General features: G+C 63.1%; 25 protein-coding genes. 15 read left to right on the forward strand and 10 right to left on the reverse strand.

The features are described 5' to 3' along the window. The 3 genes from DW298_RS01040 to DW298_RS01050 form a co-directional block, all read left to right on the forward strand. Positions 1–171, forward strand: a 171-nt coding sequence (locus DW298_RS01040) for a DUF305 domain-containing protein (protein ID WP_136040644.1), incomplete at its 5' end; no start/stop codon positions are given. A gap of 261 nt (positions 172–432) precedes the next feature. Beyond that, positions 433–1,161, forward strand: coding sequence for a F510_1955 family glycosylhydrolase (locus DW298_RS01045; protein WP_342589074.1), 729 nt, complete (start codon positions 433–435; stop codon positions 1,159–1,161). A 420-nt stretch (positions 1,162–1,581) separates the two neighbouring features. Continuing rightward, on the forward strand, positions 1,582–1,845 hold the full coding sequence (locus DW298_RS01050) for a hypothetical protein (protein ID WP_082738454.1): 264 nt from the start codon (positions 1,582–1,584) through the stop codon (positions 1,843–1,845). Positions 1,846–1,968: 123 nt separating this feature from the next. Here the strand turns inward: DW298_RS01050 and DW298_RS01055 are convergent, their stop codons facing one another. Continuing rightward, positions 1,969–2,154 carry a hypothetical protein gene (locus tag DW298_RS01055; RefSeq protein WP_136040645.1) on the reverse strand — a complete coding sequence of 62 codons (186 nt, stop codon included), beginning with the start codon at positions 2,152–2,154 and terminating at the stop codon, positions 1,969–1,971. A gap of 175 nt (positions 2,155–2,329) precedes the next feature. Then, entirely contained in the window at positions 2,330–2,782 is a 453-nt protein-coding gene (locus tag DW298_RS01060) for a signal peptidase II (protein ID WP_231728840.1), read from the reverse strand. A gap of 258 nt (positions 2,783–3,040) precedes the next feature. Between DW298_RS01060 and DW298_RS01065 the strand changes: the two genes are divergently transcribed. From DW298_RS01065 to DW298_RS01080, 4 genes are all read left to right on the forward strand, one after another. Continuing rightward, positions 3,041–3,400 carry a winged helix-turn-helix domain-containing protein gene (locus DW298_RS01065; RefSeq protein ID WP_061018111.1) on the forward strand — a complete coding sequence of 120 codons (360 nt, stop codon included), beginning with the start codon at positions 3,041–3,043 and terminating at the stop codon, positions 3,398–3,400. Further along, entirely contained in the window at positions 3,397–4,002 is a 606-nt protein-coding gene (locus tag DW298_RS01070; protein WP_025103726.1) for a cadmium resistance transporter, read from the forward strand. Before DW298_RS01065 ends, DW298_RS01070 begins: the two co-directional genes overlap by 4 nt. Positions 4,003–4,100: 98 nt before the next feature. Next, a complete protein-coding gene (locus DW298_RS01075) occupies positions 4,101–5,069 on the forward strand; it encodes a permease (RefSeq protein WP_231728841.1) in 969 nt (322 codons plus the stop codon). 139 nt (positions 5,070–5,208) lie between these two features. Next, positions 5,209–5,436, forward strand: a complete 228-nt coding sequence (locus DW298_RS01080; protein ID WP_136040646.1) for a hypothetical protein — start codon at positions 5,209–5,211, stop codon at positions 5,434–5,436. 669 nt (positions 5,437–6,105) lie between these two features. On the opposite strand, the gene DW298_RS01085 is transcribed toward DW298_RS01080, so the two are convergent. Next, positions 6,106–6,759 (reverse strand): hypothetical protein, encoded by a 654-nt coding sequence (locus DW298_RS01085; RefSeq protein WP_136040647.1) that lies wholly within the window; start codon positions 6,757–6,759, stop codon positions 6,106–6,108. A gap of 1,301 nt (positions 6,760–8,060) precedes the next feature. Between DW298_RS01085 and DW298_RS01090 the strand changes: the two genes are divergently transcribed. Continuing rightward, entirely contained in the window at positions 8,061–9,698 is a 1,638-nt protein-coding gene (locus tag DW298_RS01090; protein ID WP_240744965.1) for a CFI-box-CTERM domain-containing protein, read from the forward strand. Positions 9,699–9,877: 179 nt separating this feature from the next. On the opposite strand, the gene DW298_RS01095 is transcribed toward DW298_RS01090, so the two are convergent. Continuing rightward, positions 9,878–11,278, reverse strand: a complete 1,401-nt coding sequence (locus DW298_RS01095; protein WP_136040649.1) for a hypothetical protein — start codon at positions 11,276–11,278, stop codon at positions 9,878–9,880. Between the two features lie 116 nt (positions 11,279–11,394). Between DW298_RS01095 and DW298_RS01100 the strand changes: the two genes are divergently transcribed. The 3 genes from DW298_RS01100 to DW298_RS01110 all read left to right on the forward strand — a co-directional run bounded on the left by DW298_RS01100 (position 11,395) and on the right by DW298_RS01110 (position 13,726). Next, complete coding sequence (locus DW298_RS01100; protein ID WP_136040650.1) at positions 11,395–11,991, forward strand: hypothetical protein; 597 nt, start codon at positions 11,395–11,397, stop codon at positions 11,989–11,991. 259 nt (positions 11,992–12,250) lie between these two features. Then, a complete protein-coding gene (locus DW298_RS01105; protein ID WP_205820203.1) occupies positions 12,251–12,787 on the forward strand; it encodes a DUF5067 domain-containing protein in 537 nt (178 codons plus the stop codon). A 126-nt stretch (positions 12,788–12,913) separates the two neighbouring features. After that, positions 12,914–13,726: a GIY-YIG nuclease family protein gene (locus DW298_RS01110; protein ID WP_079113007.1), complete on the forward strand. Its 813-nt coding sequence runs from the start codon at positions 12,914–12,916 to the stop codon at positions 13,724–13,726. Here DW298_RS01110 and DW298_RS01115 read toward each other — a convergent pair. The 3 genes from DW298_RS01115 to DW298_RS01130 form a co-directional block, all read right to left on the reverse strand. Then, complete coding sequence (locus tag DW298_RS01115; RefSeq protein WP_079113008.1) at positions 13,713–14,021, reverse strand: hypothetical protein; 309 nt, start codon at positions 14,019–14,021, stop codon at positions 13,713–13,715. The genes DW298_RS01110 and DW298_RS01115 overlap by 14 nt on opposite strands. A gap of 236 nt (positions 14,022–14,257) precedes the next feature. Beyond that, on the reverse strand, positions 14,258–15,163 hold the full coding sequence (locus DW298_RS01120; protein WP_136040652.1) for a hypothetical protein: 906 nt from the start codon (positions 15,161–15,163) through the stop codon (positions 14,258–14,260). Between the two features lie 408 nt (positions 15,164–15,571). After that, complete coding sequence (locus DW298_RS01130) at positions 15,572–15,955, reverse strand: hypothetical protein (RefSeq protein WP_079113010.1); 384 nt, start codon at positions 15,953–15,955, stop codon at positions 15,572–15,574. A 323-nt stretch (positions 15,956–16,278) separates the two neighbouring features. Between DW298_RS01130 and DW298_RS01135 the strand changes: the two genes are divergently transcribed. After that, a complete protein-coding gene (locus DW298_RS01135) occupies positions 16,279–16,485 on the forward strand; it encodes a hypothetical protein (protein ID WP_136040653.1) in 207 nt (68 codons plus the stop codon). 1,175 nt (positions 16,486–17,660) lie between these two features. On the opposite strand, the gene DW298_RS01140 is transcribed toward DW298_RS01135, so the two are convergent. From DW298_RS01140 to DW298_RS01155, 3 genes are all read right to left on the reverse strand, one after another. Next, positions 17,661–18,491 (reverse strand): DUF4131 domain-containing protein, encoded by an 831-nt coding sequence (locus DW298_RS01140; protein WP_136040654.1) that lies wholly within the window; start codon positions 18,489–18,491, stop codon positions 17,661–17,663. 850 nt (positions 18,492–19,341) lie between these two features. Further along, a complete protein-coding gene (locus tag DW298_RS01150) occupies positions 19,342–19,881 on the reverse strand; it encodes an RNA polymerase sigma factor (RefSeq protein ID WP_168429519.1) in 540 nt (179 codons plus the stop codon). After that, a complete protein-coding gene (locus tag DW298_RS01155) occupies positions 19,881–20,462 on the reverse strand; it encodes a hypothetical protein (protein ID WP_136040657.1) in 582 nt (193 codons plus the stop codon). Before DW298_RS01155 ends, DW298_RS01150 begins: the two co-directional genes overlap by 1 nt. Positions 20,463–20,881: 419 nt before the next feature. Between DW298_RS01155 and DW298_RS19175 the strand changes: the two genes are divergently transcribed. The 3 genes from DW298_RS19175 to DW298_RS01165 are packed head-to-tail and all read left to right on the forward strand — an operon-like array spanning position 20,882 to position 22,766. After that, positions 20,882–21,034: a hypothetical protein gene (locus DW298_RS19175; protein WP_168429520.1), complete on the forward strand. Its 153-nt coding sequence runs from the start codon at positions 20,882–20,884 to the stop codon at positions 21,032–21,034. A 56-nt stretch (positions 21,035–21,090) separates the two neighbouring features. After that, entirely contained in the window at positions 21,091–21,666 is a 576-nt protein-coding gene (locus DW298_RS01160; protein ID WP_136040658.1) for a hypothetical protein, read from the forward strand. After that, positions 21,663–22,766, forward strand: a complete 1,104-nt coding sequence (locus DW298_RS01165; protein WP_136040659.1) for a hypothetical protein — start codon at positions 21,663–21,665, stop codon at positions 22,764–22,766. The genes DW298_RS01160 and DW298_RS01165 overlap by 4 nt, the downstream gene beginning before the upstream one ends. Positions 22,767–22,771: the final 5 nt, after the last annotated feature.

Below are 22,771 nucleotides of genomic sequence, written 5' to 3' on the forward strand. Positions count from 1 at the left end.
AGCCGCCTGTTCCTCGAGCAGATGATCCAGCACCACGAGGGTGCCGTCGAGATGGCCCAAGAAGAGGTCGACAACGGCCAGAACAGCGACGCGGTCGCTCTGGCCGAGACGATCATCGAGGCGCAGACCACGGAGATCGCCACGATGAAAGACCTCCTCGCCACACTCTGATCTACCTTCGGGGGTGCGGCGCTCGCCCGCACCCCCGAAATGGCCATCTCGCAGTAACCCACGCCACCGCGCTGGTGCCCTGTCGCGACTCTCATTCGCGTACCGCTCGCGCACCCGCATGCATTTCTTCACGTCGGAGTCTCATGAACCGCCACTCGCCCCTACCCGCTTTCGCGATCGCTCTCGTAGCCGTCGCCCTCACCGGCTGCGCCGTGCCGCAGGCCTCCGGCACCAACGCGGCCCCCCCCCGTCATCCAACACATTCACGGTGTTGCCGCTGACCCCCGCGGTGAGGACCTCTTCGTAGCCACCCACGGAGGGCTCTTCACCCTCACACCCGAAGGTGCGATCGCCGGTCCCATCGGAGGCCACGATTTCGATGCGATGGGCTTTACCGTCCTCGACGACGCCCTCTTCGCATCCGGACACCCGGGCACACAGACACCCGCAGAGCTCGGCTCCCCGAACCTAGGTGTCATTCGCAGTGACGACTTCGGCGAGTCGTGGTCACCGATCGCGCTCACTGGCAGCACGGACTTCCATGTCCTCACCGCCGGACCGGACGGCACTCTCTACGGGATCGCCTCCGATGGCGTCGATCTGCTCATCAGCACTGACGACGGTCTCGAATGGACCCGCGGCGCAACGCTTGCCGCGGCAGACCTCGCCGCCACCGGCGACGGTCTCTACGCGGCCGCAGAAGAAGGACTACTCCTCAGCACCGACAACGGCGCCACCTTCACCCCCATCGCCGACGCCCCACTGCTCTACACACTCGACGCCAAACCCAATGGCTCGCTCGCAGGAGTCGGAACCGACGGTGCCCTCTGGTCACAGAACACCGAAGGAACATGGCAACGCCTCGACGCGCTTCAAGGGGCCGCTCAGGCCTTCACCGCGATCGACGACAAACGCTTCATCGTTGTCGACGACCGCGGCATCGTCCAGATCACAGCCGACGACACGACCATCCTCGCCCCCGCCCGGTAGAGAACGCCACCACCAGAACGGCCACCCATGGTCCCCCGCCGCAATCCCTTCCGACGCATATCCGTCTTCATCGCGTGCGCCACAGTCCTCGCCCTGCTTCTCGCCCTTGCGAGCTTCTACCTCATCGGAGCCATATTCAGATGACCCGCCACCTGCACCCAGCTCGGCACCGTCCACGAACACACGTTCCCACGCGCACCAGCCACATGTCCCCACAGCGGCGTCACGATCGCCTCGTACGTGTCGGGGCCTTCCTTCTCCTGGCCGCCGTCGCACTGATCGCAGCTCATCTCCTCATCGACACAACCGTTCCACACCAATGGTCACTCTGGGCATACACGCTCGGAAGCTACGAAACAGCGTTCATCCTCGCGATCGTCGGACTGGCGCTCGTGCTACGTGAACCCCCGGGAGGCGCGGATGAATCTCAATGACTACTGGACCAACGCCTTTTGGTCCGTCATCCCCACGATCGCCGTCGTCGCAGCATTCTGGTTCGTCCTGCGGTCCATCATCAGAGCCGACCGCAACGAACGAAAAGCACACGCCAAGATCGAGCAACAACTCCGCGCGGAACGAAACCAACCACGCCAACTCGCATCGACGGACGACGAGCGAGCGCAGCAAGACAAGCTACCTGAACGCCGGAAACGTCTGCCGAAAGCAGATACCGGCGAACGTTAACGGCGGGCGCACGATGACGTGCGACGCGAACCCGCCAGAACGATCGTTTACGGCGATTCTCGGACATGCTGCAGTTCGCGCACGCCCCGTTGAGTGCCACCGAGGATGCCTGCCTGATGTGAGCTAGTTGAGAACTCTCGTCTTAGCGTCGGCAAAGGGTCCCCCGATGACGGCGTCGGCGATGCGCCGGCAATCTGCTTCGTTTCTATAGCCTCGTCCCCCGTCGGTGGCGATGACGTGGCCCTGGGATGTGAGCTTCCATGCCCATTTACCGTCGGTCCGCTTGTAGATCAGGCGCTCAGCCGCCATGTCTCCTCCTCACGTCGCTTGACATTTGAACCCTCTCGCGTCCGCCCACTAGATAAGACGTCTCATTCTTTGGTCTCATCACCGCCGCGGATCATAAGGAGCGCTCCGGTGATTGCAGCGGGGAAGATCCTCACAGGACCCAGCTCGAGCAGTGTGCCGCGAGGTTTCGGCGAGGTCAAGCGGCAGCGGACTGTCCACGGGGAAGCTCAGGACGGGGATTCAGGATGATCTGAATGAGCCCCAGGCCGACGCCGATGCCGATGGAGATATCCGCGATGTTGCCAATGAAGAGGTTGCCGTAGGCGAGGAAATCGGTCACGTGACCGACACCGAACGCGGGCGGGGCAAGGAGGCGATCGATGAGGTTCCCCACTGCTCCGCCCCAGACGAATCCGATAGCGATCGCCCACGCGATCGACTTGGATCGCCAAGCAGCGTAGAGCAGCGCGATCGTCGCTGCGGTTCCGATCACGGTGAACACCCACGTGCTCCCCGACCCGAGCGACATGACTGTGCCGGGATTGAATGCAAGTTGGAGGCCCAGCAGGTCACCGACTAGGGGAATGCGCTCGTTCTCGCTGAGCTGGGCCAGGGCTAGAGCCTTCGAACCCTGGTCGATCACGGTCATACTGAACGCGATCACGAGCGCAACAACCAGCCTCCGACCTCGATCCCGCCTCACCATGTGCCACTCATCCGGCGAAGACGGTGTGCGGCTGCGCGGTGGCCGGGCCCGGATAACGAAGAAGTGTGCATGATGGAGGTTCCTTGACGTCGAGCGCTGCACTAGCGGGTAGACCCAGGTAGTCGAGACGCTTCGGATCGCGCCTTGTCGGATGATCTGGCGCGGTATCCGATCATACATCCAAGCGTGTATATTCATTGAGTGCTGACTATTACTACTCGCTTGGACGTGATGAATCGCCTCGGCCGCGCTATGGCCGACTCGACGCGATCACGCATTCTCATGTCACTGCTTGACGGCCCGATCTATCCGGCGGCGCTCGCCCGCGAGCTGGGCCTGAGCCCATCGAACGTCTCCAACCATCTCACGTGCCTCCGTGACTGCGGCATCGTCGTGGCAGAGCCCGAGGGGCGGCGCACTCGATACGAGGTCGCAGATCCTCGGTTGACCACGGCGCTGACCGCTCTACTGGATACGACCCTGGCCGTGGATCACGAGGCCGAGTGCATCGACCCCACGTGCACAGTTGCGGACTGCTGCACGATGGAGGTCAGCGCATGATCTTCCTCTCCATCCTGCAAGCAGTTGGTCTGTTCCTGGTAACGAACATCGACGACATCATCGTGCTCTCTCTGTTCTTCGCCCGAGGTGCGGGCCAACGAGGTACAACGACCCGGATTCTGCTCGGGCAGTATTTGGGGTTCGCTGGCATCCTCGGCGCCGCCGTACTCGTTGCTCTCGGCGCAGGAGCGTTCCTCCCTCCTGAAGTCATTCCCTACTTCGGCCTCATCCCCCTGGGTTTGGGTCTCTGGGCGGCATGGCAGGCGTGGCGCAATCGCGACGACGACGATGACGACGAGGGCAAGATCGAAGGAAAAAAGGTCGCGGTCTGGGCTGTGGCCGGGGTCACCTTCGCCAACGGCGGTGACAACATCGGCGTCTACGTTCCCGTGTTCCTCAGCGTGGGTCCCGCCGCGGTCGTCGCGTACTGCGTGGTGTTCCTGGCCCTCGTTGCCGTCCTGGTCGTTGTCGCAAAGTTCATCGCTACTCGTCGACCAATCGCGGAGATCCTGGAACGTTGGGAACACGTGCTGTTCCCGCTCGTCCTGATCGGTCTGGGCATCTTCATCCTGGTTAGCGGTGGCGCATTCGGGCTGCGATGAGCCGAGCACAGATGACACGGTCAACTGAGCCAGAACAGGTGACCACCAGGGCGAGCAGCGGGACACCTCCTGCTGCTCGCTCGCGTGCTGCGTGGGCGATGGTCGGTGTCGGCGTGTGCGTGATTGCGTCACTATTCCTGATCGAAGTTTTCGCGCCGACGTTCTTCCCGGTCTCCCTCCCGACCCGCGCGCAGGACGGCCTCACACTCGCTGTCAGCGTCCTCATTGAGTCGATGCCATTCGTCACCCTCGGCGTGGTCTTGTCGATCATCGTGCAGGTGTGGATTCCCGCCGGAGTGCTCGAACGCTGGATGCCGCGACGAGCATGGCCGCGTCGGATGGTGCTCTCGCTCCTGGGCATGTTCGTCCCCGTCTGCGAATGCGGCAACGTGCCGTTTGCTCGGGGACTGCTGATGCGCGGCTTCACTGTCCCTGATGCGCTCACATTCTTGATCGCAGCCCCGATCGTCAACCCGATCGTCATTCTCACGACCCACCAAGCCTTCGGATTCGATGACGGCATCCTGATTGCGCGCCTTCTCGGCGGCTACGCCATCGCCAACCTCATCGGCTGGCTGTACAGCCGTCACCCCGATCCGGGAACTCTCCTCACTGACCAGTTCCGTGATACATGCGACAGGGCCGCCCACGAGTCAGGCAGCCGTGGCCGCGGTCGGCGTAGCCTCACCCAGTTCGTCGTCGAGTTCCGCGCAGTCATGCCCGCACTCGTGATTGGCTGCGCACTAGCCGGTGCTATCCAGGTGCTAATCCCCCGTGAGGTTCTCCTGTCTGTCGGATCCAATCCGGTTATGTCGATCGTGGCAATGATCTTGATCGCGATGGTCGTATCGATCTGTTCGAACGTGGATGCGTTCTTTGCCCTGTCGTTCGCGTCATTCTTCTCCGCAGGATCAGTCGTCGCCCTCCTCCTCGTCGGCCCCCTCGTCGACGTCAAAATGCTCGCTCTCCTGCGCACCACGTTTAGCACCCGGACTCTCGCGGGCATCGTGGCAGTCGTGCTCCTCGCAGCCTTCACGATCGGGCTGGGACTCAACGTATGGGCGTAGCGGCGATGACGGGTTCCGAGCCGATGGAACGCCATTCGAGCCCTCGAGGCTCCGAGTGGATAATGCCCGTTGGGGGACAAGCCAGAAACGCCCGCCGAAAGCAGGTACCGGCGAGCACTAGCGGCAGGCGTCTAAGGACGTGGGATCCGAGCTCGCCGGAAACGATCGTTTTCGGCGGGCGTCTCCAGGATTCGACGATGCTGGCAGCCGGTATCTGGGTGCGAGTCTTCTGCGGCATGCGTGGACCTTCACGGACGACGATATCCAGGCGTTCCGGGATGAGCTGAAGAAGCGCTCCCTCGGCATCGCATCTCACTGGCAGCACGAGGACGGCATCGCATTCATCGTCGCGGACGGCCGCGACTGAGGCTCCTGGCCGCTCCGGGCATCAAGTCATCACGCGGCGGCGCGTCGCCTGAAATCATGCGGAACGCGCTCTCACCTGCTCAGCCCATCTCACTTCCCTATCTGGCCCTTTACCGACGATAAGACCAGTTATCGCAGCTATCCGAGCCACTTGTGCTGCCGTCCATTGCTCGTCACCTGCGCGGCCGCGACCAATTCCCGACTGCGACGTAGGTGTGCATCGTGTGCATCGTGTGCATCGTGTGTATCGTGTACAACGAACGAGCCGTGTACACCGCCTCATCCGAGGCGGACGCGCCAGCGGCGACTATGGACTCATCGCGACTTTGCAGATCCCTCAGCCTGAGGCAGTCGCGCTGGTTGGCTTCGAAGCGGACTCCCCGCCCTTGGGCAACCTCGGTGTCAGGCCAGTTCGTAGCAACTCAATGCGCGCCTCATCTTGCACGAGAAACAACTCCGCAAACTCATCCTCGAGAGCCCTCTGGCCTTGGGGACCATACTCGTCCCATGCATCCCAGTCTTCCGACGCCCGTCTCTGCCATTCCACGTAACGCTTCGCAGTCTCATGAACTAGGGCGACCTGAAATGCCGACCACTCGCTTCGCCAGTCAAAGCCCACTTCTCACCTCACCCCGGATCCATCGCGAGTTCCTGAGCGTCACGCGGCGACCTACCGCCATTTCTGGGCCTGCAGGGTCTGCTCGAGAGCGTCCAAGTCGCCCCCGCTTCGGAACCACTCGACGGGCGTCTGCTTGCCATGAGCGACCATGGTCGACTGTGGGGTGGACATCAGCCCCGAGACCGAGATCCAGTCCTTGCCCTTGAGAAGCGCGATTATCTCCTTCAGGTGCGGGAGCACCTTGCCCGGCGACGAGAGACTGAACTGCCAGGACGGAAATCGCTGGTGGCCCTCGAGGTTGACTGCATATAGCCGACCTTCACTGACGAAGTCTCGGAGTTCTGTCGGGGTCAGATCTAGGAATGCCGCAGCATCGTCCGCAGACATGCTCTGGTTCAAGCTCGCGAGGAGCGTCGATGTTGCCCTGGCGGGGAGATCCCCGCGGGCGACGCGGAGAGAGAGTTCCTCGAACTCCTCGGCCGTAAACGTTTCGGATCTGATCAGGAAGTCGATCTCCTGGGGAGACATCTCCTCCTCGCCTTCGATCGGTCGTTCCGACAAGAGCGACTCAGTCAGCGCGCGAGCAATGAAGTCGCCATCGCCGTTGAGCCTTGTGATCGCATCAGCGAGCGCCTGGATGACGTCTTCAGACGGTCTCGCTTTCATGCGGGAGCGGTCGGGCGGGGCGGGCTTTCGAGCGTCCATAGGCACAGCGTAGGTTAGACGTGCGACAACAGGAGACGCATCCGGCCTACTCGATGCGCCTCCTGTCTTCAGCTCACAACTGGGCCTCCACGCCGCCCGTCAGAGTCGCCGCGGGCGCGCTCTCGTCGATCTGAGATCCGTCTCGAAGCGTTTACGAAGCGGTTGACCGTTCGCGATCGTCGTACCGAGCCAGCGATCCACGTAGGCCGGCCACCGATTCGAGGCACGTCCACGCTTCGGACCGCTCGGCCGCATCCGTTTCACTCAACAGGTGCTCACGGGGACATCCTCTGTTTTTGCGCAACTGTTCATGCCAAGGTTCACCGCGTCGTACGTTCCCTATCCGCTGCTCGAAGAGCTATGCCTCTGGTGGGTGGGCGAACAAGCGGGCCTCGGTGTCACGCGAGCTCAACCTGGGCACGGCTTTTCGCAGCAGCTCGTCGCCGCGATAGCCATGGTTGGAGGGTAGCGCAAGCAGCGACGCTAATGGAATGAAGATCCTTCCCTCATCAACGGCTAGCTCCGTCTGCTCGTGCACCACTGGCAGTTGCCACCACCAGGTCAATATCTTGCCGGATATGCACGGAGATAGAGCGACGAACGCCCGAGTAGCCAGGCTGTAGCTCGGTACTTGAGTGGCGCTACCCAATCGCTACACAAAAATGCAGGATGACCTGGGAATTCAATGAACTGTAGCTTTGTAGCGAGTAAATCAAGGAAACCGCCGATCTTGACTATGGAACGGCTAGACACCTCACCCCCGCCGCGAACCTTCGACGCTGGGCTACCTCGCTACGCAACTGGAATTTTCCTGTTCAGGTGGACATTCAACTACCGGTGCGCTAGATACTCTTGCGCTACCTGACGGCTACGCGAAATAGCGATAGCTGAACTAGAGGAAGTGGCTGGCGGTCATTCAACGCGCTGTTGCCAGCGCCGGCATGCACCGCAAGCCGACCCCAGTCTTCCCGAGGTGCAGGCGAGCGCTAGAGTCCCCTCATGACCTGCTCCCGGCACGCAAGCCCAACGTTCTGCATCACATCGGATGGAGTTTGCCGAGCATGAGGGTCCGCGCAATTGCTGCAGGGTCAGAGCACTGCCTCGCGCTCACCACCGACGGCCGTGTGTTGTCGTGGGGGAACGCTGAACCTCCGCCGGAGAACCTCCGTGACGTCACGGCAATCGCCGCCGGCACATTTGTGAGTCTCGCCCTCCTCTCTGACGGCTCAGTCGTCGGGTGGGGCGCGACCGGGGTTCCGGATGGCCTGAGGGATGTCACAGCAATCGCGGCCGGAGGTGGGATGTGCTTCGCGACGCAGACCGATGGAACAGTTGTCGGCTGGGGAAAGCACTTCGTGCACGACGCCATGGCCGCTATAGAGTGGCAAGCCTCATCGCCGCCGTCCGTCGTCTCGAAGAGCGGAGGTTTTGCTCTGTCGATCGATGCCAATGGCGCCGTGTCGCGGCAGAAGTTAGGCGACTTCATGATGGGCGCTGTGCCGGATCCGCCGCCTGGGGCATCGCGGAGCGTTGCATCCGTCGGCGCCGGTTTCGCTCACGGTCTGGCTGTGCTGGAGGACCGATCGGTTCTGACTTGGGCCGAACAGGACCAGCTTCGCGACGCCAACCTGACGCCCCCGACGAATCTCAAAGACGTCGTGGCTGTGGCGGGAGGCGGTGCCTTCAGCCTCGCGCTACGGGCAGACGGTCAGGTGGTCGGCTGGGGACAAAACGAGTTCGGACAAACAGACATCCCAGACGGGCTCGGGGACGTGGCCGCCATCGCAGCTGGAACACATTTCGCTGTTGCCCTTACAACAGCCGGGAAGGTGGCCGCATGGGGTCGCAAGCAGGTCGGGCAGACATCGGTTCCGTCTGTCATCGCTGACAGCCTCGCGATGGCCGCGACCAAGCGCCCGCTAGGACCCATCGCGCTCAACAAGGAAGCGCTGCCAAAGGCACTGATCCTCAAGGGGTCACCGGACGAAGATCAGGAGACCTCGCTGTCGCGCCTTCCCGATGATGCTTCGCTTATCGGGACCATCGAGCAGATGTCTCGCTTGGTGGATGCGCAGGGATTTCAGTATGAGGCACGCCGAAGCGTCGCATGCTCCTACAACAATTTTGCCGCTCGCCAGATCGCTATCGGTGACAACGAGGATGTCCAGGCCGCGATAGGGGCGCTTTTTCGAGCAGACGAAACTCTCGACGCAATCCCCTATGGTGCGGACGGGATCCCCCGGGACTTCGAGACGCGCTTGATCATCCCCGTTGCGCGCGCCGTTCTCAGAATCAACCTCGCACTGGCCTTACACCGCTCGGGTGATGTAGCCCGCGGCGAACCTCTACTGCGCGAAGCTAGGCGACTCATTACCCAAGCCGAGGCGGACCCACTGGCCTCTCGAGGTTCGGACTCGGAGCACGCCAAACGCGTCCAGATGGTGCTTTCCATCTTGCGGCAGGTTGAAGCGCAGACGATGGCAGCAACGTCCGCGGTTGCCTCACGAAGGCCGCAGCCGGAATCTTCGACCGACACGAAGTCGTCCGGGGGTTGCTACATCGCAACCGCCGTCTACGGTTCGTACGATGCGGCGGAAGTGCTCGTCCTTCGCCAGTTCAGGGATGAATGTCTGAACACGACCGCTCCCGGCAGAACACTTGTCCGCATCTACTATGCGCTCAGCCCTCGCGTCGCAGGAGCGTTCCGAGACAGACCCTCAGTCAACAGAACCGCGAAGCGGGTACTCGATCGGATCGTACGACGACTACAGGCCCGTTATCCCGTTCAGGAACACAAGCGGCGAACTCGACCTTGTGAGCTCGAGAGTGGAGGCTCGTTGCTCTCCCGCGTAGCCGAACAGGAGATGACAAGCACGCACTTTGCGGGCACCGATGCACTCACCGAGACAGGCTCCACGCGTCGTGCACAGATCGAGTAGTCACCTTAGCTACCTGCTCCAGGCGACCATGACGGGCCGCGCCGCGACCAACGCCGTTGCAGAAGAGCGGAACGACGAAACGAGCCAGTGCGAACTCATCACCTCTGACGGCGTTGCGATGACCGAATGAGCAGAACCTCGAAGGAGCTCTGCGCACAGCTGGCGGGCTTTCGGGGTGATCACAGAGCATCCAAGATGAGGGCACGCAAACGCCCAGCCTCATCCGAGTCGATAGCTCCGCGATCAACGAGATACTCGATCCGCTCGAGCTGTTCGATCGCCCCGCTCGCACTCTCAGAGCTTCCGACAGCCGTCGGCGATTCGGCGAGCGGCGGCTTCTCGAGCGATGACGCGACTCGATTCACCTGCTCCGCGATCGCCCGGGCACTATTCACTGCACCTGGTGCGATCCGGATCCTCAACTGCCATCCCACCGAGCCGATCTGAAACTCCGCCTCACGAGTATCGATGGTCGTCTTCTTTTGAAGAGCCATTCCCGCGATGATCGCCGAACCGGGAAGCGGCGACAGCAATGCCATGCGAGTGAGTGTAGGGCGCTGCACCACCTGAGTCTGGCCATCGAGGTACACCTGCGCGGACGTGAACTCGTCGATAAGTCGGGCAGTATCACCAGCGATGATTCGGTCTGACCTCACCTCGATTGACTTCGCGTCGCTACCCCCGACACCCACGAGCGTTCCCTTCCGAGACCATTGCGCGAGAAAGCCCTCCGAATCGACGATGCCGATCCGCCGCGACCCAACGCGCACTTCCCCCTGAACGTCACGGCGCATAATCTCTTTGGTCGTGCGCTTGCGTTCTTTCCGATCCCCGTGAACGCGTGCATAGTTGATCGCATCGAGGATGTACTTCTCTTCGAGGAGAACATCCCCAGCGCCGCCCGCGCTGCCTGCCAGATTCAGGAGTTCGTCAATGACCTCCGAAACGGTGCGATCGCCGGCAACGTCGACGAGTTCGCTCGAGCTGGGAAGCGCAGTCACCTCTCCTTCAGCCAGATCAAGAATCGTTGCCACCGCCGCGATCTCCGATGCCGACTCTTCGCCGGCTGAAGAGCCAAGGCCCGCACGTGACGCTTTAGCGTTCGCGGCGCGTTCGCGCCATTCATCCGCGATCACCTGATTGGCCGACTTCCACTGCTCAAATTCTCGCTGCCTCTTCCGCCTCACCTCGTCCATGCGCTCGCGAGTTCGAGCGTTATCGGCTGCAAGTCTCGCGGCCCAGGCGTCGAGCTTCTCGTTCGCCAGCTTGCCGGTCGGGACCGCATCAGTTGGTGCTTTCGCGGCGTCCTGCAGCTTCTGAAAAAGGGCCTCAGCGTCAGCGCTCGATTTCTTCAGGAAGTGGATCAGAGTGACACCGACACCACTTTGGATCGAGATCAGGCCGTTGGCAAGAAGCGTCGGCTTTTTCAGTTGTAGCGCCGTGATCTCCGCAACGGGTATGTCTCTAGTTGTCGCGCCCAGTGAGATCTTCGTCGCGCCGTTAGATGCCCCTACACTAAGGACCCCGTCGTCGAGGCGCACCTTCGAGCCGTACCCTTTGAACTCCACCAGCTCCCCCATCGTCCAACTCTTCAGCGAGAGTACCGCGAGACTGCGGATCGCGCGGGATCCGGTATAGGACCATGGCAGGGGACCCCATCGCGCCATCTCCCCACCCTCCTGCCAGAATGATCGACATGCCGCTCACACCCGAGAACGTCAGCCCCGATGTTTTCGCCCGCATGGTCACAGACCCGGAACTGCGCCCGCTGCTGGGTCTCGAGATCTCCGACTCGACAGCCGAGACCGTCGCCGCTTCACCAGGCTTATCCGCGCACTTCTACGAGCGGTGGGCGGCGCAGCACGCCGAGGTCACCCCGGTGCAAGCGTCGTCTGCCTCATCGTCGGCAGTCGCAGACGCACGCGTTGCGACCGCCGATCACGCACCTGTCGCGGTACCGCTCGATCTCCGGCGGGGTGTCCACGCCCTCATCTGGCCCGCCGCGAGCATCCTGATGATCGGCCTGACTCTCGTCCTGGTCATCGCCCTCGCGCGCAGCGACGACCCGAACCTTGGCATGCAGGCGGCCACCTACTGGACCGGCGCGGGATACTTCTTCGCGATCATTCTGGGTATCCTCGGAGTCGTCTTCGGGATCAAGTCGATCCACCAGGGATTGACTGCCGCCGGCGGCACACCGCGTCGGGGCGCGGCGATCGTCATGGGCACGATCGGACTCATCGCGAGCGCCTGGTTCATCCTCAGCTGGCTGGTCGGCTGGGTCACGCTTTGAGCTTCGAGTTCCAGGATTGGCAGTCGCGCGGTTCAAAAAGCACTAGCCCGTCGAGCGCCCAACGCAGTGCCGAGGAATGCCCTGCATGCTCGTGTGCCGTCCGATGACGGGCTGATAACGATCGCCTCCTCGAATCTATCCACGCACTGTGCGGCGCCTGTGTGCCGCTAGCTTGAGATTCGCTGACGTGTCGTCGGCATTCACACACACACACTTGTTGGGGGATGCGCTCATGCGCCTATCGAAGAAGAACTCTGCCGTGCTCGCTCTTGGGGTCGTCGCCTTGCTGCTCAGCGGATGCTCGGCTCCGGCCGCCGAGCCGAAGCCGGAGACGACCACTGCTGTCTCCGAGGACACGGCCACCGTCGAGGAGGCGAGCAGCGATGCATCGTTCGTCGACAACGTGCTGACCCTGCCCGAGTACACGGTCACCATCACGGACTCGAAGAAGATCGCGGTCGGCCAGCCCGGGAACGAGTACGGCGAGAAGCCCGTTATCGCGTTCTGGTACGAGGTCACCAACACCTCCGACGACGCGATTGATCCGACGACCGCCTGGATCGGCACCTTCACTGCGATTCAGGACAACGACCCGAACGCTGTGAACGAGCTCAACGTCGCCTCCCTCCCGGACGCTCAGTTCCTCGACTCGCAGCTTCAGGACATTAAGAACGGCGGGACCGTCGCCAATGCCGTCGCCTACGAGCTGGACGACGAGACCACCCCCGTCGAGCTGGTCGCCTCCAACGACCTCGGCATGACCGAGATCGGGCGCGCGACGTTCACCCTGCAGTGATCTGCTGAGCACTACTCGAACGGCCCCTGGCGCACCGCTGGTGGCCGTTTCTGCCGGAGCCTCGGGTTCTCGAGTGGATCACCGTCACCGACGTCTCTCGGCCTCCTGGTCGATAGTCTCAGTTCCATGCCGTTGACGCTCGGAACGATCCTCGACTCGGAGTCGCTGTTCATCCAGGACGTACTGGTGATCAGGCATGCCTATAACGCCGAGCCGGCGTCGAGCCGCCTTGCTGGCGTCCACGCAGGCTCGATGGACGACGAGATCCTCGCGTACACACGCCGCCAGTCGGCGAAGTCGCAGATCTTCCCCGCGACGCCTCCACGATTCTGGGTCGTGCTCATGCCCGAAGGCGGCGATCGTGGCCGCCTCTGGCGCGTCGTGGAGAACCGTGGGGAACTGTCCAACGACGGCGAGCTCCGTGAGTTCGACCTCGTCGACACTGACTACATGCAAGATCTGCTCAACCGGCTCGTCATTCGGTGGAAGGCAGGACGGGTGTGGCGAGTCTTCGGCCCGACCGCCGCGACGTATCCGGTGCTCGAGCTCGCCGACGCCCAGCCTCCGCGCTTCCCGGGATTCGACCAGCTGGTCGTCTCGTATGACGTGCTGAAGGCGGTCGTGAAGGAGCGCCCATATGCCTCCTGGCAGACCGCGCTTTCGTCGGTCGTCGGGATCTATCTGATTACCGACACCCGCGACGGTCGCCACTACGTGGGTAAGGCAGACGGCGCCGAGAACATCCTGCAGCGATGGCGCACCTACGCCACCAATGGGCACGGCGGCAACGTCGCGCTGAAGGAGCGAAATCCGTCGACCTTCCGATACTCACTACTTCGGGTCTTCGACCCCTCGACGCCACTCCGGGATATTAACGCCGCTGAGAGTCACTTCAAGCGAGCGTTGGACAGCATTACCCACGGGCTCAACCGCGGCTGAGCACAGGCAGGTCCACACGCCACAGGCCGTTACCGCGGTCGCTCGGGCGCTTCGAACGCCCGCCCGCAGCTACCGCGGCTTCTTCCTCGGAGACGAAACCGCTAACGGATCCCAGCCCGATCTGAATCTCAGGCTTTCCGTCGAGGCGCTGAGCGATGATCAGGTCTTTGCGCACCTTGATCCCGGGCGCGAATCCCCCGACCACGTTCTTGATCTGGTAGATCGCGGCGTGGTTCTCCATGGGCATCCTGAACTCTCGGAGAGCCGAAGAGAGGTCATCGAAGTGCTTCACCATGTCCCGACCGTATCTGACGCCGCGCTGACCACTCGTCTGGGCTTGAGGACGTGCAGGCTAGTACGAGATCTAGCGCGGGGTCATAAGCCCCGACGGGTCGCCACCCTTTATGACCCCGCACGCGACTGCCCCAGAAGCACGCGGATCCTCGCTGCTCTGCCGCGCTCGATTGCTGGGGCGCTTCGTCTTATATTCCTAGCAATCGAGCGGAAGTGAGTGGTCGCCGGGGTCTCCTTCTACCCCGCAGGAATCCATAGGCCGCAGCCGTTCGTCGTGAAGCCCTCTCCAGAGTTCACCGTCACCGTGACGCCGTTGTGCGCAGCTCCGACGAAGTTGTTGTCGAGGATGTCACCGGAGCCGTCGTTGCGCTCCCAATAGCAGTCCTTCACTCCCGTCGCCGTCCGGTACGTCCCCGGCTGGATCGTCTGACCGACGATGTGATCACCGTCGTAAAAGCCACCGAGCACCATGTCCATCTTCGGAGCAAACTCCGGGCAGTACACGCGCACCGCGGCGATATCGATCTGACGTGACTCGGTCTGGTCTCCCCACAACATCGGATACACGTTGTCTGGGGTGTAGTACTCGTGCAGGTACTCGCAGTACTCGCGGCCGTCGAATGGAGGGGACATGCCGTTCCCCTCGAATGACGCCGCCATTGTCTCGTACTGATTGTCGAGCGCCTTCTCCGCCGCAGCTGCCAGCTCTGCATCGCGTTGCTCTTTCGAACCGACCAGCAGGATTGCGATGTCCACAGAGGTCGCCGCGTCCTTCAACTCCTCGGTCGTCGGCTCCGACGAGTCGAGCAATCTGGTGAGGGCGTCGATCTCCGTCCGAAGCTCTTCCCGCTTCGTAGCGTCGCCGTAGGGTTCTGACTCGACGTAGCGAAACTCGCCCGCTTCCAACGCGGTCTGCGCCTCCTCGAGTGCGTCTGCAAGGTCCTGTTCCGCCTGGACGCGCTCAGCCTCGGCTTGCGCATCGGCTGCAGCCTGGGCCTCGGCGCGAGCATTCGCATCTGCTACAACGACACCCGTCGTGATGCCCGCCGCAACAAGAACCACCACGGCGACAGCCGCGATGATCAGATTCCGCTTACGGTGACCAGCCGACAGTGCCGCCGGAGACTCGGATTGCTCGTTCATGAGCCGAATCCTATCGACCCGACTCGTCCTACGATGATTAGCGGCTGCGCGCTACAAGCGACAGGGCGACATTGCGCGTTCCTCACCGCCTAATCGAAGAGCGGGCACACCCACCCGGTCTGCACCGCTCTTTGGTGTGCGTCAGGTGGTATGCGCTCGGCGGCGGGCGCGCAGGAGCAGGATTCCTGCAACGATCACGCTGCCCCCGATCAGGCCCAGCGCAAAGAGCGGTGCGCCACCGGTCGCGGCGAGCTCTACAGCGCCGCCCTGGATCGCCCGGTTGCTGGGCAGGCGGCTTCCGACTCCAGAAACGTCACTACGGGAGCAGTCGCCCCTGGCGATCGCTGAAGGAGATCAAGCGCGCCCTGACGGCTGGCGAGATCACGTGAAGCCCGCCGTCGCCCTCGCTTAGTTGCACCTCAGGGTCGATAGCTCCGTGCTCGCAGCTCCGGCTTCCGAGATCAGCATCTCGAACCTGCCATAGTCACCAGCCTTAAGAGCGGGGAGCGTGGCGTTCGTCATACCGATGACGACGCCACCTCCGTCCAGCACCCTCGCCTCGATGTAGGCGCCATTCGGGCAGTCCTGGATCGCGAACGCCTCCACGACACGGCATCCGACGCTCGAGATAGAGCACACGGTACCGTCCGGGGCCTCGCGAATTGCGAGTTCATTCTCAATGTTCTGGTACCCCTCGGGGGCGTCGAGCAACGACGGCTTCGTCGTTGCTGAGCATCCACTCAGGAGGAGGGTAGCGAGGACAGCGACGGCGGCGAGCGACTTCATGTTCACGGTCGAAGCGTATCGGTCCGGTTGCTGCCCGAATCTACTTTGCAGACGATCGACCCCTCGCGATCCCGCTCGAGCACTGCTCAGACGCCGATCAGCAACTCAGCCCCACCTCACTTCAACGTCTGGCCCACTGGGCACGATAAGACCCCTTATCCCGACTATCGGCGCGTACCCCTCTCCGAGGGAGAACGCGCCAGGGGTTCGAAGCCGTGAGGCCAGCATGTGCCATCCTGCGTCTCTGAGTAGGTGGGCGTCGATTTTCGGTGGTCGGGCAGGACTACGCTCAGGGGGACTTTGATCCGACCGGTACAAGGAAGCAGACTATGGATGAGCAACGGCTAACGCCCGCGCAGGTAGATCACGCACTCGCGGCGATCGAGAAGGGACATCAACTCGAGGGCCAGCAACCGAGCGCGAGAGCCCTCGATCGTGCCCGGCGCATCCTGAGTGGCGAGCTCAGCGCGGGCGAGGCGGAAATCGAAATGCAGGACGCGGTCAACAAGATCGTCGAACGCGAGAGGAACAAGTAGCTAGCCCCCGCTTCCCAATCGAGGTAGCGGCGCCGCAGGCTGGCGGCGAGAGCTGCCAGGCCTATGCCGTTCGCCACCCACGAGACCACCTGTCGCAACCATCCGGCGTACCCCATTCTGCATCCGACCACGTCCGCGCGTAGCCGGCGAACACCCGTCTAGAGCGGAAGATAATCCGACCTTGCCGAGCACCTAGAGCCCGTTGCGGCCCAGGGATTCGCACCACGTCACAAAAATTCTGGATGGCCGCGTCACTCTCCTTGAGGCCGCGCGCTCGACGGTAAAGAAGCGCGCGCCGATTCCGAGTCGAGGAGCCTGCTCCGTAACGTCCGGACCCGCAGTCGACGGCAACAGATGCGCTGTTCGAGTGCGAGCAAACCCCAAGGCGAATCTGACCGGCAAAAGCGCTCAGCAGAGAGGTGTGGGCATAGCTCTACTCACGGCCCACGGCGGGACTCGAACCTCGTCACGACATCGCCCCCTGCAACAACGGACGGCAACGTCCCCGGCGCTTGCGATAAACGAGCGATTCAGTGATCGAATCGGTGCCTACATCCGACGAGCTCCTCTCTGCACCTACCCGAATAGAGACCTCGGCATTCACCGAGAAGACAGCCAACGGGCTTTGAATCATCTAGGGCTACGACATGCTCAAGGATGTGTTGATCATGCCATCGACGTTTGCCCGAGACTCTTCTGAGTGTGAGGAGTCCATCAGTCCAAATTCGTTCTAGGAGAGCCTTTCAACAGCGTTGCCGGAGTTCGTCGGGCAACGCTGACGTCCTTCCTTGCTCGCTCATTCGGCGACCGCACCGCTTGCCACCGCAACTTCTCTGCTAGCTGGTGACGAAGGCGTGGGCCGGGAGGTCGATCCCAACTCGCTCAAGCCCAGCAGGATGGTTCGTCTCGTCCTCCCCCGCGTGCTCGTAGACGGGCTCGTTAAAGCGCGCGTCCTTGCCCTTTAAGTCGTACACATGCTGTACGTAACCGGGGTGATGCAGTGAGTTCAAATGTAGCCGTTCGACGACCACGTCGACTTCGTGGTGGTCCATCCAGCGGTCCGCCAATTAGGACCACCCTCGTCTTTGTATCAGTCATGCGCATACCCTAGAGCCGCGGTGCACTGCACCGCGATCGGTCTCTCCGGACATGAATAACGGTTGCCTCCCCCTCGCTCATGATGGCGAGCAGCGGCTGCGCGGCAAGAGCGCGCTTGACCCACCTGTCTTCTCAACTGTGTCTCCACTCACCGCGGTCAGGTGGCTGAGACCGCTCGTGCGCATGTCGTCGTTCAACTCCGCGCTCACAGCACGGGTGTCGCCGACCGCGAGGCCCGGCAGAAGGCCTGCGCCGGGCTCGGGGAGTCGCAGGGACCGCTCCACGAAAGCGCGCTTGAGGCTCGCCGCGACGGCGAACACTCCGGAGGCGGGCTCGACGACCTCGGTCTCGTTCGCGAAGACGACGAGGGCCGAGCGCTCACCCGCATCGGTCGTCCGCACCTGTCCGACCACTCGAACCCGGGCACCGAGATCGAAGCCGTCGCCCGGCTCGACTCCTATGCGCACCGGCGCAGTGAGCGCGGCTGGTCGATCTCGGGTGCCGATGGTCATCGTCTGCGCATCGAACCACAGTCGTCCGTCCCGACCGATCGACGCCGACGAAGTCACCTCCGCACTCACCTCCGCCACTCGCCCGGACCAGTCGGCGGCCTGCGCACGCGCGGGAAGGGCGAGTGCGACAGCAAGGCCGGTGGCTGCCATCGCCGCGAGAAGCACCACGGCCAGACCTCCGCCGCCGTGAAGCCGCAGTGCCCGTCTCCGATACATCGCGAGCACCATGAGCACCGCGCCCATGGCGCAGCCGCCCACCATCCACCACGAGGACCTCGGCACGAAGACGCACAGCAGGGCCGCCACCCACACCACCGCGAGCAACGGCAGCAACCGCAGATCGCGCCGTTTCAGGCTCGGTCTCGGCTGCTCCGCGCGGGTTCCTGGCTGCGACATCCCGTCACGCTACGAGAGCGCAACGACCAGACATCACCGCGAGCCCGCGAGCTGCGGACAACCGCAGCCAATCACCACTGGTGCAGAGACAGAACCTCGCTACGGCCGCTGACGTCGCGAGAAGGCACCGGAATGGCAGACATGGCTATCGCGGACGCCGACGCCGACGCCGACGCCGACGGGCGAGTTGCGCCCCGTTCGGTTATCGGTGGACGACCCCTCGCATCTCTTCGGTCGTTCGCATCTCTCGCCCCACAGATACCCGTGGACGTGTCACGCGAGAGTGATGAGGCGGCGGGGTCAACAGGCCGCAGGCGCGAACGGCTTCGAGTCGAGTGCTGACCTGCAACGTCGCGTAGGCGTCGTGGAGATGCCGCTTGACAGTTCCCACGGAGATGACGAGCGCTTCAGCGATGTCCTGGTTCGTCGCCCCTTGTGCTGCGTGAGTGAGGACCTGCCACTGCCGCGGTGTGAGCAGAGCCTGTGATGCCCCGCGCGTCATGCTGATTCGCACTTCCGTGAGCAGTGCGCGGATGCCGCCTCCTGCCGAGATGTGGCAGACACAGGCGGGATACTCATGCGTCGATGGCACCCCGGACTCGTGCAACAGGATCGTGCGCACACGCCTTGTGCGACGGGCTTCTCGCGGTGGAAGCATTGTCGGATCGCTGACCAGCAGGTCTTGCGGGCGCAACAAGTCCACCTCCGGATCAGCCATACGCTGCACCCGGTGGCCATCTGCGAGGAGAGCGTGCTCCACGGCATCGGTCAACCACTCCGATGCCAGACACACGCTCACCTGGGGTCTGGTACTCGGCAAGGCGTCGTTTCGACGACTGGCAGAACGTTCTCAGGCGTCGCTCTGGAGGGTGAGATCAGCCCGAAGCTTCGCCCGCGCCCGCGCATACCTGCTGCGGACGGTCGCCGGCTTCCTGCCGAGGATCTTCGCCGCCTCCGCGAGGGAGAACCCGTCCCAGTGGACGAGCTGGATGACCTCGCGATCGCCCGTGGGAAGTGCCTCGAGTGCCTCCCACACATCGTCGCGCACAGGGCGGGAGTCGCCGCTGATGAGCGCTTCTCCCTTGAGCCTGTCGTTGAGCTTCCGCCTGCGCGAGAGCGCGCGTCTGTGGTTGGCAAGCACCTTCCGGGCGATCCCGAACGTCCACATCCGTGCCTCGATGCGGTCGGACGGCATGGCCTCGACCTTGCGCCACATGGTCAGCAGCACCTCACCGGTGAGGTCCGCGGCATCGTCAGTGGAGACGACCCGTCGAACGAAGTACGCGAACAGTGCCCGCTTGCTTTCATCGATCAAGCCAGGAAGGTCGAGCCTGTCGTCGCTCCACATCGACACCAGCGCCTCGAGGGGCTCCTCGGAACGGCCGGGCATCAGTGCCGCACCCATGTGCACGTCGAAGTGCCGGAGGTGCCGATACCGGGTTCGTTGATCAATTCGAACGGGATTTCATTCCCAATGGCGTTTTCGATGCCTCTGAACACTGTGATCTGGTCGACGTCCTCCTGGGTGAGCTCGGGATCGACGTCACCGTCCCCGACGGAGACTGGGTTCTGCTCGCCGAGGTCGTAACCGCGTTGGCCGATGCCGGTCCAGTCATGCGAGGCGATCCACTCCTTCGCCTCCGTGACGTCCGTGCCATCCCACGACCTGACGGCGAGCGAGTACGTGCACTCCACTGTTGTACCCTCGTCGGTGACGTAGGAGATCGGGATGACGGCATCAGGCGTGAAGTTCGGAGCGATGTAGACGGCTGCCGCTGTCGCTATGGCCCCGACGCTCAAGAGTGCAGCGACGGCCGCTGCGATGCGGACGCCACGCGGGCGAAGCGAGGGCCGTGCGTGCTGCTCTGCGGCATTCCTGGCAACGCGTTCGAGCATTGCGTCAAGAACCTCCGGTGACTCCGACCACTTGTCGTGCGGGGTGAGCAGTCGGTTGAGCTGTGTGTCGTCCATGAGTTTTCTCCGATGATCCGTTCACTACCGCTCATGTCCGATCATCGCCGAAGTGTTGCAGCGGCGCAGGACAAATCTGCAAAGAACGCAAGATATGTATCCATCGGTACATATCATCCTCCGCGCGCGTGTTCCACGCTCGAAGCAGGTCAACTCCGACCTCTGAGAGAAGTGAGGAATCCATGAGTCGTACACGTTCAGCGGCGCCGCGCCGCCGCGGTAGTCGTCCCCTCGGTATCGCAGTAGCTGCAGTGATCGCTTCGATGGGTCTCGTCGGCGGCATCGCCGCACCTGCGATGGCGTGGGGAAACGTCACGGTTGGGGCGCCTGCCGGGTGCACGGGGAGCGCCAAGGGCAGCAGCTGGAAGAGCGGTTCAACCGCACGCGCAAGCACGGCTGAGTCCGGCAACATCTGCCTCGTGATCGTCCCTGTCCAGGCCGGTCTGCGCCTGCCGAACAGCAGCACTCTGTGGAACGGCACGACCGGTGTGGAGTACACATCGGCGTCAGCGATCGCATCGAACGGCTACGTCGGTGGATGGCACCGCTGGGGCGGCAAGGTCGCGAGTTGAGCCGATTCTCTCGGGGCCCGCTGCTCAGGACCCTCGTCATCGCGGGTGCCGCGAGCATGCTGTTGCTGACCGCATGCTCCGTACAGACGCCGGGTCAGAGTGGCGGGCCCTTGTCAGCGGAGCAGATCAAGAGCACCGCAGACAAGTTCCGTGAGGAGGGCAACGAGTGGCTGGCAGGCTTGCTGGAGGACGGTGAAGTCGACGCTGCCGACTACGCAGCCGCGTCGGAGCGCTATGCCTCGTGCATGCGCGGACTCGGATACGAAGTTCCCGCGCCCATGGTGAACCCGACGAACTCGATGACGCACATCTACGACATCGACATGGGCACGCGTGAGCCGGATGCCTTCGGGGAGGACGACCTCTCGTGCAAGGACCCTGACCTGAATGTCATCGAGGCGGCCTATCTGAACACGGGCGTACAGCGGATGGACGAGTCGCTTCGCATCGCCGCACAAGAATGCATGGCCGAACTGGACTACGAGATCCCGGACGATGCACGAGACATTCGCGCTTTCAGCGGTGATCCGACGGCCGACGAGGGCGCACAGCGCGAAGCAGCCGCGACATGCATTAGTGACGAGGCGCTGCGCCTCTTCCCGGAGTTGCCGTACGTCGGAGTGGCGTATTGAACAAGACCGCTGAGCAATCCCCGCGCCGACGCCGTGACGCAGCCTTCTGGGTCGTCGCGGTCTGCTGGATTCTGGCGCCAGTCATCGGCGTGGGGATGCTCTATCAATACCTCTCCACGAAGACCGTCGTCGCGACTCAAGAAGTCTGGGCGCCGGCGCTCAGCGCCGAAGAAACGCGCGCCCAGGCAGTCGGCCTCGCACTCGAGTGGAGCGACGGTGCCGAGATCCCCGCGCCTGCATGGTCGGGGACGGTCGTTCGCGTCAACGTTCAACCTGGTGGCGTGCTCAAGAGCGGAGACGCGGTCGTCGATGTCGATGGCGTGAAGCGCATCGCGGCCTTCATGAATGTACCTCTCTACCGCGCCCTCGTTCCCGGATCCACCGGGGAGGACGTTAAAGCGCTGCTCGAGTTCCTCAGCACCCGGGGCATCGACGTCCCGGACAGCGACCGACTCGGCTGGGACGCATGGCTGCAGGTCTCCGCGTTCGCGAAGTCCATCGGCGTCGACACCACACAGGGATTGGCGTCCTTCGATCCAGGGTGGCTGGTCTTCATCCCGGCAGCCGAACTCACCGTCAGCGAAGTGCATGTGAAGGCGGGTCGACCGGCTCCCGCCAGCGGCGAACCCGTTGTCACAGCCATGGACCAACTCGTGTCGGCGCCCATCGTCACGCCCGAGGCCATCGCTGAGGTCACGGAGGACAACCCGATCAGCCCAGACGCGATTGCCTCTTCAACTGTCGCTGTTCCCGAAGGTGCCGTCGTACTGTTCGGCCAGAAGGAACTCGCAGTCGACGAGGCTCGGACCGCAATCGATCCCGCAGCGCTCCCCGAGATAGCTGCTGGGGTCACACAAGGAGCTCTCACCTCATCTGCACGCGTCGTCACCCCTCAGCCCGCGGCGATCGTCGTGCCCGCCGCCGCAGTTCTCACCGGCACAGATGGCACCTGTGTCATCGTCCGTGACGGAGAAGAGCGTCGAGTGGTTGCCGCTGAGACGATCGAATCGGTCGACGGCACCTCGCTGATAGCGGCGAAGGTGAAGTCCGGCGAGAGCGTGCTCGTCAACCCCTCAGCTACCGGTGCAACATGCGCATAGTCGCG

Source organism: Microbacterium sp. A20, from assembly GCF_004794515.1.
Taxonomy (GTDB): Bacteria; Actinomycetota; Actinomycetes; order Actinomycetales; family Microbacteriaceae; genus Microbacterium.